This window comes from Acinetobacter schindleri, from assembly GCF_010918895.1.
Lineage (GTDB): Bacteria > Pseudomonadota > Gammaproteobacteria > Pseudomonadales > Moraxellaceae > Acinetobacter > Acinetobacter schindleri.
The window spans coordinates 1,179,848-1,192,679 of the sequence record NZ_CP044483.1 but is presented as its reverse complement, the minus strand read 5'-3'; the positions used below and the strand labels follow the sequence as shown (position 1 = coordinate 1,192,679).

Sequence of the window (12,832 nt, the reverse complement as noted above, 5' to 3'; positions counted from 1 at the left end):
TCTAGCTTAAGCGATGTGCTTTTTCACCAGGATTGAGCCTACAGAGTAGCCCGCACCGAATGAACATAACACACCATATTCACCGTCATTTACTTCATGTGCCGTACGGTGCAATGCAATGATGACACCTGCTGAAGATGTATTTGCAAACTCGTCCAAAATCAATGGTACCAGTTCTGACTTCGCGTGTTCTTTACCTACGATCAGTTTTAGAATCAGCTCATTCATATTCACGTTCGCCTGGTGCAACCAGAAACGTTTTACATTAGTCGGTTCAATCTGATTCTTTTCCAACTGCTTGGTGATCATCTTCGCAACCAGCGGACAAACTTCCTTGAACACCTTACGACCGTCCTGACGGAAACGGTTATTGTCGATATCAGCATCCACTTCGCTTAGGTTCAGATAACCAAAGTTATTGCGGATGTTGTTTGAGAACTGGGTGAACAGTTCAATATCTTCAATTTCGAAACCAGTTTTAGTTTCAGTCTCTTCAATGATTGAAGCAGTAGCGACATCACCAAAGATGAAGTGACAGTCACGTGAACGGAAATCGGTATGACCAGAGGTGATTTCAACATTTACCATTAATACGCGGCGCGCGCCAGACTTGATCGCATCAGCGGCCTGCTTAATCCCGAAAGTTGCTGCAGAACATGCCACGTTCATGTCATATGCATAGCCTTGAATACCCAGAGCGGTCTGGATTTCAATTGCAAGCGCTGGATAAGCACGCTGAATATTCGAACATGACAGAATCACAACATCGATGTCTTCTGCAGTTACACCTGCATTTTCCATCGCCTGTTTCGCTGCAGCCACGCCCCACTCTGCCTGAATAGACAATTCATCATTTGAACGTTCATGCAGTAAAGGACGAAGACGTTTTGGATCCAGAATACCAGTTTTCTCAGCGACATAACGGCGTTTGATGCCAGAAGCTTTTTCAATAAATTCTGCACTCGAACCACGCAATTCTTCAATTTCGCCCGCAGCGATTTTGTCAGCATTCTCGAGGTTATACTGTTCCACATAAGCATTTAAACTTTCAACTAACTCTTCATTGGTAATGAAATCTGTTGGATGGAACAGACCAGTACCTGTAATGCGGATGCCCATGTAAAACTCCTTTTAGAAATTACCTATATGTTAACTGATTCCAAGACGATCCCATACTTTTTGTAGGCGATTCGGAGAAACTGGTGCTTTAGTTTTCATCGGTTGTGAAAATAAAGAGATCCGCAATTCCTCAACCATGAAATACAGTTCTTTCAGGCGAGCGTCATTTTTAAACTGGAACAATTTTTCCATCCAAGGGTCAATTTGATCAATGGCAGAATCATCCCTTTGTAAATTATTTGGCAAACGGTCAAGACGCAAAATCAGTGCCTTGAGATAGCGTGGAAATTCAATCCAGACATCCGCCGGTACGGAATAAACAAAGTCAGAAAGATTCATCAAATCTAGCTGATCCTCAATGTCATCAATGTTCTTGCCAAACACAGAACCGTCTAAAACCAACAATTTCCGGCGTATTTCCTGCCACTGGGTATAAATATCGGTGATATCCCGTAAAGCTGCTTGACCATAAGTTAGGAAAGATTTTTTTACATCTTCTAACAACTTTTGGAACTCTTGCACATTGACAGGAAGCTCTTTTATTGCCATCTGGAGTGTGGCATAAACTAACATTTGTTCCAGCCTGGCTTTATCACCCAAGGGTGAATAGGCCAATGCCAGTGGTTTAGAAATCTGTTTTTTCAGTTGGCGAATCAGATCACCGAGCTGCATATGCACCAGGCGGATTATCCCGGCACGATGCTGACGAACCGCTTCAGCCTGATCATTAAAGGTCTGAATCACCACACCAGATTCATCTTTCTGTTCCAGTGCAGCAAAGTCTTTAGTGGGTACCAGAGCCTGGTATTGTTTCACCACTACACCTGTCACTTTTTGCGAAGCTTCAAATACAAAGCTTTCCGGGAAAGTTTTATATTCACCTTTCAGCTGTTTGACTGGACTATGTGTTTCAGTACGACAACGGGCTTTCAGCTCTTCCAGATCGCGGCCCTGCTCAATCACACGACCTTTCTCATCAATCACCTTAATTAAAGGCAACAGATACTGCTCAACGCGTTCCAGCGAAAAGTCTTTTTCGGTAATCTGTTCACCACGCAACTGGAATGCCAGAAAGCTAAAGATATGCTTCTGCAAATCTGTCGCATCAATACGTGCCATTAACTTACGTGCAGTATCCGGAATGGGTACCAGATTACGTCGTTTATCTTTTGGTAAAGCTTTTAATAAAGCTTCGATCAGGTCCTGACGCCAGCCTGGAATCCCCCAGGACCAGAGATTTTCATCCACTTGAGGCAAAGCCTGTAGTGGAATACGAACGGTCGCGCCATCTTCATCATGGCTTGGGTCAAAACGATAGCTGGCTGCCAGACGTAACTCACCATTACGCAAATAGTCCGGGAACTGCTGCGTGGTCGGACGGTCATTCAACCATAATGCATCATCATCAATAAACAGATATCGCGGATCTTGAGGCTCTACCGTAGCACGCCAGTCTTCGAAACTACGGCGACTTGCCACTTCTGGCGGCACTTTGGAAGCATAGAACTGATAAATGGTTTCTTCATCCACTACCAGATCACGACGGCGCAGCTTGTCTTCAACCCGCTCCACTTCTTCAAGCTTGAGTAAATTATACTTCAAGAATGGTGGCGTAATTCCCAGATGACCTGTGGTCAGTGCATCACGCAGGAAGATTTCATGTGCAGCTTCCTGATCCACTTTCTCATAATTGATCTGACGTTTGGGTTCAATGATCAGACCAAACAGTGAAATCTGGTCATAGGCATTCACCACGCCAGCTTTTTTAGACCAGTGTGGTTCAAAGTAATGGTGTTTTACCAGATCACGTGCAGCGAGCAGAATCCATTCCGGCTCAATTTTGGCAAGCGTCCGTAAATACACCTGTGAGGTTTCCACCATTTCAAAGGCCATCACCCAGGGGGTATTGGTCTTATGCAAAGTCGAAGCCGGAAATACACGCGCCTTCTGCTGACGCACCGCCATAAACACATTACGTTCATCAGTCTTGTTGGCAATGAAAGACAACAGACCGGTTAATAAGGCACGGTGCAGATTTTCATAGCTGGCTTTCTTTTCATTAAAGGAGAGGTTCAATCCCTTAGCAAGGTCAACCAACTGTTCATGGGTTTTCTTCCATTCACGTAAACGTAGCCAACTGAGGAAATGATTCCGCGCAAAAGTACGACGCTTGTTCTCGCTCATATTTTCACGATTGGCGTGCAGGGTTTCCCACAATTTGATATAAAACAGGAAATCTGAATCTGCTTCACGGAACAGCGCGTGTTTTTGATCAGCCTGCATCTGCTTGTCAGCTGGACGTTCACGTGGGTCTTGGACAGCCAGCGCAGCAACAATCACCAATACTTCATTCAAAACGCCGAAATGTGCTCCACCGAGAATCATCCGTGCCAGACGTGGATCAATCGGCATTTTTGCCATTTGATAACCAATCTTGGTCAGCTCATTTTTCTTCTCGGACATTGCCCCAAGCTCAATTAAGAGCTTACGACCATCATTCACTAAACGGTGATCTGGTGGCTCAATAAAATCGAATTCTTCCAGTGAACCCAGTTTCAGACTCTGCATTTGCAAGATGACTGATGCCAGGTTAGTTCGCTTGATTTCCGGTTCAGTAAACTCAGGACGACTTAAAAAGTCTTCTTCTGAATACAGGCGAATACATACACCCGGCGCAATACGACCACAACGACCTTTACGCTGATTCGCTGCGGCCTGGGAAATCGCTTCAATTGGCAGGCGCTGTACACGTGAGCGATAGTTATAACGCGAGATACGGGCAAAACCGCTATCAATTACATAACGGATGTTCGGCACTGTCAGTGCAGTTTCCGCCACGTTGGTCGCGATAATAATGCGTCGACCACCACCAGATGGATTAAAGATTTTTTGCTGTTCAGCTAAAGCCAGCCGCGCATACAACGGTAAAACTTCAGTATGTCGTGGACCATGCTTGATCAGAGTCTCCTGAAGCTCACGAATTTCCTGTTCAGTACTGGCAAAAATCAGGATATCGGCATGTTCAGGATGACCTTTCTCTTGCGCATCCTGAAAACATTCTTCTACAGCGGCTACGACTGCACGTGGCAGGTTTTCTTCAAAATCATCAAATTCGTCGTCATCACTACCGCCAATCGTCATTTCCGAAATTGGACGATAACGCAGTTCAACCGGATAGCTACGACCTTCGACTTCAAAGATTGGTGCACCATTAAAGTAGTTACTAAAGCGGTTTACATCCAGTGTTGCTGAGGTAATGATAACCTTCAGATCTTTACGACGTGGCAGTAACTGCTTCAGATAACCCATAATAAAGTCGATGTTCAATGAACGTTCGTGTGCTTCATCGATAATGATGGTGTCATATTTGGTCAGGAAGCGGTCATTGGCCAGTTCAGCCAGCAAGATACCGTCCGTCATTAAACGAACCAGAGAATCCTGTGAACCCTGCTCATTAAAACGGACCTTAAAGGAAATTGACTCGCCGAGCTTTTCCCCAACTTCTTCTGCAATACGTTGCGATACACTACGCGCAGCCAGACGACGTGGCTGGGTATGACCAATCAGGCCGGTCAGACCGCGTCCGGCCAACATGGCAATTTGGGGCAACTGTGTGGTTTTACCGGAACCCGTTTCACCAGCAACAATAATAACTTGGTGTTTTTGAATCGCTTCAATCAGTTTATCGGTATATTGGGTGACCGGAAGTTCCTGATTCAGCTTGATATTCGGAATACGTTCGACACGCTCTAGAACTTTTAAATGCGATTTTTCGAATAATTCTTGGTATTGCTTTTCATTGGCATCCTTACCCTTACGTAAACGATTTAAACGGTGGAGGTCACGTGCCATCACCCAGTTTTCGACATTTAAACCTTTCGCAGCCAAGTCAGCGCCCTACAACTATTCTAAAACATACTATTCTACTCACTTTCATGCATTTTCCCAATGTACTTATGCGCACTTAGAGCGTAATTTGGTTGTTGCAGCGTGACTAAAAGCTATGATTTACATTGCGCTCGGATCTGGAGCTGATTCGTATTTTTAAAATATTGCCAGCAAGTAAATACTCAGGCTTCTCTCTCAATACCCAGAGCTATCCATTTCAAGTCAAAATTTTAAAATAAGCCATAAAATGCTTAGGCTATTTAAAAAGACACCTTTGCTTACGACTGATACGATTTACTTTTCACATATCATCAAACTACAAGATATTTATAAAATCAGGAGCTTCGCAGTCTTCACATTCTCAAATTAAATCAATTTATTTGAAAAAAATAAGATTTTTTTAAGCTTTACCCTTGAATTTTGTCGCGTAAAACATCATGTTCTTATGCAGGTTGATGACCGAACATGTTTTGTCATCCAGGCAGCTCTGGCTATGCCGAATGTACATAAAGATGACTTGGGTAAACTGGCAGTCAGTTACATAATTCGGTTTTTCCGATTTTTGTAATGTAAAAATACCATTTTAGCTAAGACCCAAAGTTCGATACTCTTATTCAAAATTAAAGACTAACCTCAATCATGGAGACAATGATGAGCTTGATTAATACTGAAGTTAAACCATTTAAAGCAACTGCTTTCCACAATGGCCAATTTGTTGAAGTTACTGAAGCTGACCTTAAAGGCAAATGGTCTGTAGTATTCTTCTACCCAGCTGACTTCACTTTTGTTTGCCCAACGGAACTTGGTGACCTTGCTGACAACTACGCTGAATTCCAAAAACTAGGTGTGGAAATCTACGGTGTTTCTACTGACACTCACTTCACTCACAAAGCTTGGCACGATACTTCTGACGTAATTGGTAAAATTCAGTACCCATTAATCGGCGATCCAACTTGGACTCTTTCTAAAAACTTCGAAGTTCTAATCGAAGCTGACGGCCTTGCGGACCGTGGTACTTTCGTTATCGATCCAGAAGGCAAAATCCAAATCGTTGAAATCAACGCTGGTGGTATCGGCCGTGATGCTCAAGAACTTCTTCGTAAAGTTAAAGCAGCTCAGTACGTACACGCTCACCCAGGCGAAGTTTGCCCAGCTAAATGGAAAGAAGGCGAAGCCACTCTTGCTCCTTCAATCGACCTAGTTGGTAAAATCTAATCTGTATTAGATGGCACTGATTGAAAAAAGCCACGCATTTGCGTGGCTTTTTTATTTAAACAGTATCAGGCAACTTTACGCTGTGCACCAGCTGTCGTCTGAATCACATCATGGATGAATTTCAATTTCTGTTGCACGACCGGATTAATCAGGAAAGGATAAAAATCATCCTGCCCCATACTGCGGTTCAAGCTATTCATGGCAAAAGCTACGGGTAACCAGGCCTGATAAATTTCATCAAAATTACAGGTGTAATAAGGATTAATCCGCTTTACCAAGGTCATGAACTGATCATCACGTTCTTCTACTACATGTGGATGGATCTGCATGCCGAAGGAATCGGCGGTTTCCAGCACATCGACGATGTGCAGATAGTGTGCCCAGGTTTCAGCCCAGTCCTCCCAAGGATGCATGGTGGCATATGTGCTGATATAACGCTCCATCCAGTCTGCGGGTGGTCCTTGATGATAATGCCGATCTAAAGCTTCCTGATAGTCCATGCGCTCGTCCCCAAACAGTTGCCGGCAAGGCTCCAGGAATTCGGTGTTATCTACCAGTACATCCCAGTAATAATGCCCAATTTCATGCCGAAAATGCCCAAGCAAGGTGCGATAAAGCTCCTCCATATTCTTGCGTTCCATGGCGCGTTCGACATCATCTGCTTCTGCAATATTAAGGGTAATTACCCCATTATCATGTCCAGTCATGACTTTAGGTTCATCAGGACTATTTGGATTGGCCTTAAAATCAAAAGCTAAACCAGATTCAGGATTTTCCTGCCGAGACTGCAACGGTAACTTCCAGCGCAATAAAGAATAAACCAGGCGATGTTTTGCGAGTTCAATTTTATGCCAGCGCAGTCGATACTGGGGTTCATTTAAATTGGGAATCACACGATTCAGGCGACAAGCCAGACAGAAGTCATGCGGATCTTCTTGCGGAATCACCCAGTTACACACCGCATACTCGGCATTAGCACAATAACGGTATTTGGCCTGTGTATCTGGTTCTGTCAGTATTGATCCATCTGCATTGGATTCTAAAGCCACCATCAACATGGTCGAGCTATCAAACCCCAGCAGATGTTGACATGCAGTACAGTAATTATTATCAAAATAAACAGGTTGATGGCAATGGGAGCACTTAAATAATTGCATGTAGAAATAACTCTGCTTCGTTCTTGTTTTCCCCTCATCTTAAAGCAGTTTTTTTTGACTACCTTAAATTTTTTGTAGCATTTTCTTACAACAGGTATCAATAGTTTGCATATTTTTTGCTTAATTGAAATGTATCGTTTCTTGATGAAGATTTTACCCTGAGCTATTGATTGAATTGATCATGTTAGAAGAGCTAAGAAAGAGAGTAAATTTACAAAGCAACTATATAGAACTCAGTGCCCTTGAATTAAGTTCAAGAGATAGACCAATAAGAATTAAATCTAAATCTTCCTGTCTATTGGAGGTGTAGTATGGCTCTACTTTTAACAGTAATTTCCTGGAAATATAATCCTTCAAGCCGCCAGCTTAAAATTTTCTATGACAATGGTTTAACCGAGCTCTATCATCCAGTGCCCGAATATATTTATGACAACTTACTCAGGCGTCATGACAAGGCGGCCTTTGTGAAAAAATACCTGGAATATGATCTTAATTTTACCCGGATTTACAGTGATTAAAACGGACTATTTACTCGAAACTATTATTGAAAAGTAATCAGGAGTAAGCCTGCACCGATATCCACTGTAGAAGAAACAAAACGCTTATCCAGATCGACCAATGCCTTGAATACTGCTACCTGTTCTGCATGAGAAAGTACATTATCCACTACAAGTAACCCCCCCTGCCGTTGCAATAATTGCGGCAGGTAACTCCAATATTCAACATAAGCATCACGCTCAGCATCCAGCAGAATAAAATCGAACTGCTGCTGACAGGATTGTAAATAATCCAATGCATCTGCTACCTGAAAATCAATATAACTGTCCAGCTTTAAATGTTGAGCATGTAACTGGGCTTCTTTCGAGCGCTCGGCATCAATTTCCAGAGTCACCATGTGACCTTGCGTGCTTGATAAAGCTTCGGCCAACCATAAAGTGGAATAACCTGTAGATGTTCCGATCTCAAGCACACATTTAGACTGTTGTGCACGAATAAGTATAGAGAGAAACTGTGCCGATGCAGGTTCGATATTACGATAGCGCTGTAACCGATCACTTAGACCAGCATCATGCGCACTAAAGCGAGCATATAATTCACGAACATAGTTTTGAAAATGACTTATGTTTTCCACGCTCTACTCTCTTATTCAAATGATTAGGTTTTATAGTGCTGTGATCAGTTTAAAGCGCTCTAATTCACGATCGTCATCTAAAGTTATCACCTCAGTGAACATGCTGAGTGGACGCACCCAGATTGAATAGTCACCGTATAGACATTGATAAACCACCAGCTTTTCTTCAGTCTCACTATGCGTGGCAACATGCAGAACCTGGTATAATTGACCTTTGTAATGCTGATAAATTCCGCGTTGAAGTTCCATTATTTTACTCACTCGATTGAAGCAGATTCATCTTAACTGAAAATTATCACAATACTGCTAGATCACTTGAAAATTCCATTATTACCCCGATATAAGTTTGATATTAATGATGAAATTTCTATTTCATCTAAATTTCCGATTGAATAAATAAAAACTACCTGTTTTACCTATTCATCTATTTCACTTAATATTCTTTTATCGAATAAATTATTACTCCTTTGGAGACGTTAGCAATGTTAGATCAAAATACAGCAGCCCAATTAAAAACCCTTTTAGAACGCCTTGAAGGACCAATCGAACTGGTAGCCACTTTAGATGCTTCGGATAAATCTGCAAAAATCAAAGAACTTGTAGAAGAAATCGCTGCACTGTCTGATTTAGTGACTGCCCGTTTTGATGGTAACAACAAACGTGCACCAAGCTTTGGTGTGGCTAAAGCCGGTGAACAGCCTCGTGTGTTCTTCGCAGGCCTGCCAATGGGTCATGAGTTCACATCGCTGATTCTGGCATTGCTGCAAACTTCGGGTTATGCACCGAAAGTATCGGATGAAGTTCTTGAGTCGATCAAAGGTTTAGGGATCAAGTCTGACTTTGATGTGTTTGTCTCTTTAAGCTGTCATAACTGTCCGGATGTGGTTCAGGCACTCAACCTGATTGCTATCTATAACCCAGGTACAACAGCAACCATGATCGATGGTGCTTTCTTCCAGGAAGAAGTGGAAGAACGTAAAATCATGGCTGTACCTATGGTATTTCAGGACAATGAACACATCGGTCAGGGTCGTATGACGTTGGAAGAAATCATTGCCAAACTGGATACCAATTCTGCAGCGAAAGATGCTGAAAAACTCAATACCAAAGAAGCGTTTGATGTTCTTGTGATTGGTGGTGGTCCTGCGGGGAACACCTCTGCAATCTACGCAGCGCGTAAAGGAATCAAAACCGGGATCGTGGCTGAACGTATGGGTGGTCAGGTCATGGATACCATGGACATCGAAAACTTCACTTCAGTGCAAAAGACCCAAGGTCCAAAATTTGCTGCCGAGATGGAAGCCCACGTACGTGAATACGGTGTCGACATCATGAACCTGCAACGTGTATCTGACATCAAGGGTGCAGATGAAACTGCCAACGGTCTGGTTGAAGTGACTTTAGAAAATGGTGCCAAACTTGAATCTAAAACTGTAATCCTGTCAACCGGTGCACGCTGGAGAGAGATGAATGTTCCAGGTGAGCAGGAATACAAAACCCGTGGTGTTGCCTACTGCCCACACTGTGATGGTCCACTATTCAAAGGCAAACGTGTTGCGGTAATTGGTGGGGGGAACTCAGGTGTAGAAGCTGCGATCGACCTTGCTGGTATTGTTGAGCATGTCACCCTGGTTGAGTTTGATACCAAACTACGTGCGGATCAGGTACTTCAGGACAAACTCAACAGCTTGCCGAACACCACGGTGATCAAGAATGCGCTTTCAACAGAAGTAGTGGGTGATGGTTCACAAGTAACTGCACTAAAATACAAAGACCGTGCGACCGATGAAGAGCATACGGTTGAGCTTGCAGGGATCTTCGTTCAGATCGGTTTGTTGCCGAATACCGACTTCCTGAAAGAAACCAAAGTTGAGTTAAGCAACCGCGGTGAGATTGTGATTAACGAGCGCAATGAAACCAATGTGAAAGGTGTATTTGCTGCGGGTGACTGCACCACAGTACCTTACAAGCAGATCATCATTGCCACAGGTGAAGGCGCGAAAGCATCACTGTCGGCATTTGATTACATCATCCGTTCGGGTCAGTAATCATTTGAATTAAATAAAAACAGCCTGCTTTATGCAGGCTGTTTTTATTTAAAGATTACATTAAATAGGCGATATGCTTGAATAGAGTTGTTGAGAATTTTTAGAGGAAATTCTGTTCATCATCAGATAATTTAAATAAATTAAAACTCTTTCTGGATAAAACATTGTCCACAATTGCTTACATGCTTAACCTCACTATGCACTATCGAATACAAACATTTCCTCACATAATATAAACACACAATTCAAAATTGATGTTTAAAAATAATAACCATAAAAACTAGTAAAATAAGGAGAAGAATATGCAGTATCAATATCATTGTGCATGCTGCAATAAAGCTGTTTCATCTACCGATACTTCATGTCCAAATTGTGGCTCACACAACATCAGAAGTCCTTATAGTTTCTGGATGTTGTGCCTATTGGCCTGCTTAGCTGCAGCAGTCGTATTTAAAGTGGTTCATGTCTCTTCACAAGCCCAACAGGATGTACCCACCAAAGACACTATTTTCAATGCATTACAACTCGAAGTAAAACAATCTTCTTAATTCAAACAGTGATGATTTTCATGGTTCATTTTCCTCAGGGGCCTGATATTCAGTATCAGGCCGAATCATTTTATAAACACTGATTCTTGCAAGACTAGGTATATACCTTAGAAATTCCGCAATGCTCTGTCCAGTTGATTTACAATAATACAAGTCTTGTAGAGGTTTTGAGTATGGTGCAGTTAATTCGCAAAGGTGGTTTAAGAGAACGTGCGAACCGCAGTCGCAGTTATCAAGGTTCAGAAAATACAGAAGCTACGTTAAAACCAAACCGTTATAGCTCTTCACAAAAAACAGATGAAAAAAAAGAGGAAGCTACTGTTTCCCCTATTTTAGTTGACCAAGATCTCTCTCGTCAGGATTGATCTTCTTAATTCATTAAAACCAATGCGTCATACCAAAGCCAGATTGCAAAGATCAGGAACAGTATGCCCGAAATCAAATCTATATAGTTGCCTGCACGTTGGTACAGCACTTTGATTTTCGGCTGAGAGATGAGTAGCATCAGCAAAGCAAAAGTCAGGAAAGTTTGTAGTGGAATAATCACTGCCAGCTGTGATTTCAGATAATCTGAAGCTGATGAGCTGAGGGCCAATGAAAAAACACTGCTAAAATAAATCAGTGTTTTGGGATTAGACAGATTGGTCAACAAACCCAAAGTAAAATAATTTTTCGCTTCATTCATCATTATTTGATCATCGCTGGCTTCATGGCGCTGTTTAAATGCCTGTAATCCGCCTTTGAGCATCGCCCAGCCCATTCTTGCCAGAAATGCTCCACCCACAATCATGAGTACTTGCTGAATCCAGGGGAATTGGTCAATCAGCACGGTAAAACCAGCCAGGGTCAGCACTACCCAAACCACGATCCCTGCCGAAATGCCGGCAATAATTTTTAAGGTATTGGCACGGGTAGTAGATGCTGCACTTCGTGCAATCAGCAGGACGTCCGGTCCGGGGCTCAGTTGAGCAATAAAATGCAAACCACAAATGGTTAACAACAAAGACATATTTCTTCTATTAGCAATGACTGAAACCGCAGCATTATAACTTTTGTTTAAATTTTCGCAGTACTTTTATCTTAATTTACTCACATAAAAAAGCCGAATCATGGGATCCGGCTGCATAAATGTAAATCGAAATTATTTTGGATTCACATCTTTCATTTCAATCTTTTTCGCTTCTGGCGTCACTTCACGTGCTTCACCATCAATAATGGTTGAATCGCCACGACCACCTTGCTGATTTTGCATTTCCTGCATCTGACGCATCATTTCTGCAAATGGATTCTGACCTTGAGCACCGCCCATATCGCCCATCATGCCACCCATCATTTTTTCCATCATGGCTTGCTGGCGTTTCATCATGACTTTCATCATCGCTGCTTTAAATGCCTGTTGTACAGCCGGGATCAGCATTAATACCGCCAGCACGTCTGTAATCAGACCTGGAATCAGCAGGAAAAACCCAGCCAGAATTTTCGGCAGATTATTGGTCATGGCCGGATCGGCACTCATCTGGCCCATCTGCATTTGTTGCATCTGCGGCATGAGTCCGGTGGCATATTTACGAATCAGGTTCATACCGATAAAGAATGCGGCCACAAACCAGAAAAAGACGTACCACATGCTCCCGACGAGGTCGCCCACGCCAATCCACACAAATACTTCCAGGATTACGCCAGCAAGGATAATAAGAAATAATTTCATGAAAATTAATCTAATCT

12 protein-coding genes are annotated in these 12,832 nt (G+C 42.7%); 5 read left to right on the top strand and 7 right to left on the bottom strand.

All coding sequences use genetic code 11. The annotated features are described in order from the left end of the window. Positions 1-6 precede the first annotated feature (6 nt). The gene (locus FSC11_RS05805) at positions 7-1,119 is read right to left on the bottom strand and encodes a beta-ketoacyl-ACP synthase III (RefSeq protein WP_163165690.1); all 1,113 of its coding nucleotides are present in this window, start codon (positions 1,117-1,119) and stop codon (positions 7-9) included. Positions 1,120-1,149: 30 nt separating this feature from the next. Continuing rightward, complete coding sequence (gene hrpA, locus FSC11_RS05800; protein WP_163167726.1) at positions 1,150-4,971, bottom strand: ATP-dependent RNA helicase HrpA; 3,822 nt, start codon at positions 4,969-4,971, stop codon at positions 1,150-1,152. A gap of 687 nt (positions 4,972-5,658) precedes the next feature. Here hrpA and ahpC point away from each other — a divergent pair. Further along, positions 5,659-6,222, top strand: coding sequence for an alkyl hydroperoxide reductase subunit C (gene ahpC / locus FSC11_RS05795; protein ID WP_004815527.1), 564 nt, complete (start codon positions 5,659-5,661; stop codon positions 6,220-6,222). Positions 6,223-6,287: 65 nt separating this feature from the next. Here the strand turns inward: ahpC and FSC11_RS05790 are convergent, their stop codons facing one another. After that, positions 6,288-7,379 (bottom strand): zinc-binding metallopeptidase family protein, encoded by a 1,092-nt coding sequence (locus tag FSC11_RS05790; protein WP_163165688.1) that lies wholly within the window; start codon positions 7,377-7,379, stop codon positions 6,288-6,290. 311 nt (positions 7,380-7,690) lie between these two features. Between FSC11_RS05790 and FSC11_RS05785 the strand changes: the two genes are divergently transcribed. Beyond that, the gene (locus tag FSC11_RS05785; protein ID WP_004892722.1) at positions 7,691-7,897 is read left to right on the top strand and encodes a KTSC domain-containing protein; all 207 of its coding nucleotides are present in this window, start codon (positions 7,691-7,693) and stop codon (positions 7,895-7,897) included. Between the two features lie 23 nt (positions 7,898-7,920). Here FSC11_RS05785 and FSC11_RS05780 read toward each other — a convergent pair whose 3' ends face one another. Both FSC11_RS05780 and FSC11_RS05775 read right to left on the bottom strand, forming a co-directional pair. Continuing rightward, entirely contained in the window at positions 7,921-8,511 is a 591-nt protein-coding gene (locus tag FSC11_RS05780; RefSeq protein ID WP_163165686.1) for an O-methyltransferase, read from the bottom strand. A gap of 30 nt (positions 8,512-8,541) precedes the next feature. Continuing rightward, positions 8,542-8,760 carry a DUF1653 domain-containing protein gene (locus tag FSC11_RS05775; RefSeq protein ID WP_048881330.1) on the bottom strand — a complete coding sequence of 73 codons (219 nt, stop codon included), beginning with the start codon at positions 8,758-8,760 and terminating at the stop codon, positions 8,542-8,544. Between the two features lie 233 nt (positions 8,761-8,993). On the opposite strand from FSC11_RS05775, the gene ahpF reads away from it, so the two are divergent. The 3 genes from ahpF to FSC11_RS05760 all read left to right on the top strand — a co-directional run bounded on the left by ahpF (position 8,994) and on the right by FSC11_RS05760 (position 11,472). Next, entirely contained in the window at positions 8,994-10,559 is a 1,566-nt protein-coding gene (gene ahpF, locus FSC11_RS05770; protein WP_163165683.1) for an alkyl hydroperoxide reductase subunit F, read from the top strand. A gap of 302 nt (positions 10,560-10,861) precedes the next feature. Beyond that, the gene (locus tag FSC11_RS05765) at positions 10,862-11,107 is read left to right on the top strand and encodes a hypothetical protein (RefSeq protein ID WP_163165681.1); all 246 of its coding nucleotides are present in this window, start codon (positions 10,862-10,864) and stop codon (positions 11,105-11,107) included. Between the two features lie 173 nt (positions 11,108-11,280). Then, positions 11,281-11,472, top strand: a complete 192-nt coding sequence (locus tag FSC11_RS05760) for a hypothetical protein (protein WP_163165679.1) — start codon at positions 11,281-11,283, stop codon at positions 11,470-11,472. 5 nt (positions 11,473-11,477) lie between these two features. Here FSC11_RS05760 and FSC11_RS05755 read toward each other — a convergent pair whose 3' ends face one another. After that, positions 11,478-12,116 carry a LysE family transporter gene (locus FSC11_RS05755; protein ID WP_163165677.1) on the bottom strand — a complete coding sequence of 213 codons (639 nt, stop codon included), beginning with the start codon at positions 12,114-12,116 and terminating at the stop codon, positions 11,478-11,480. Between the two features lie 132 nt (positions 12,117-12,248). Next, positions 12,249-12,815, bottom strand: coding sequence for an FxsA family protein (locus FSC11_RS05750; RefSeq protein WP_004815508.1), 567 nt, complete (start codon positions 12,813-12,815; stop codon positions 12,249-12,251). Positions 12,816-12,832 lie beyond the last annotated feature (17 nt).

Bases quoted from the DNA above. Each gene is read 5' to 3' on its own strand.
- FSC11_RS05775 (WP_048881330.1), bottom strand. From the start codon at position 8,760: ATGGAACTTCAACGCGGAATTTATCAGCATTACAAAGGTCAATTATAC.
- FSC11_RS05785 (WP_004892722.1), top strand. From the start codon at position 7,691: ATGGCTCTACTTTTAACAGTAATTTCCTGGAAATATAATCCTTCAAGC.
- FSC11_RS05790 (WP_163165688.1), bottom strand. From the start codon at position 7,379: ATGCAATTATTTAAGTGCTCCCATTGCCATCAACCTGTTTATTTTGAT.
- FSC11_RS05805 (WP_163165690.1), bottom strand. From the start codon at position 1,119: ATGGGCATCCGCATTACAGGTACTGGTCTGTTCCATCCAACAGATTTC.
- FSC11_RS05760 (WP_163165679.1), top strand. From the start codon at position 11,281: ATGGTGCAGTTAATTCGCAAAGGTGGTTTAAGAGAACGTGCGAACCGC.
- ahpC (WP_004815527.1), top strand. From the start codon at position 5,659: ATGAGCTTGATTAATACTGAAGTTAAACCATTTAAAGCAACTGCTTTC.
- FSC11_RS05750 (WP_004815508.1), bottom strand. From the start codon at position 12,815: ATGAAATTATTTCTTATTATCCTTGCTGGCGTAATCCTGGAAGTATTT.
- FSC11_RS05755 (WP_163165677.1), bottom strand. From the start codon at position 12,116: ATGTCTTTGTTGTTAACCATTTGTGGTTTGCATTTTATTGCTCAACTG.
- ahpF (WP_163165683.1), top strand. From the start codon at position 8,994: ATGTTAGATCAAAATACAGCAGCCCAATTAAAAACCCTTTTAGAACGC.
- hrpA (WP_163167726.1), bottom strand. From the start codon at position 4,971: ATGGCACGTGACCTCCACCGTTTAAATCGTTTACGTAAGGGTAAGGAT.
- FSC11_RS05765 (WP_163165681.1), top strand. From the start codon at position 10,862: ATGCAGTATCAATATCATTGTGCATGCTGCAATAAAGCTGTTTCATCT.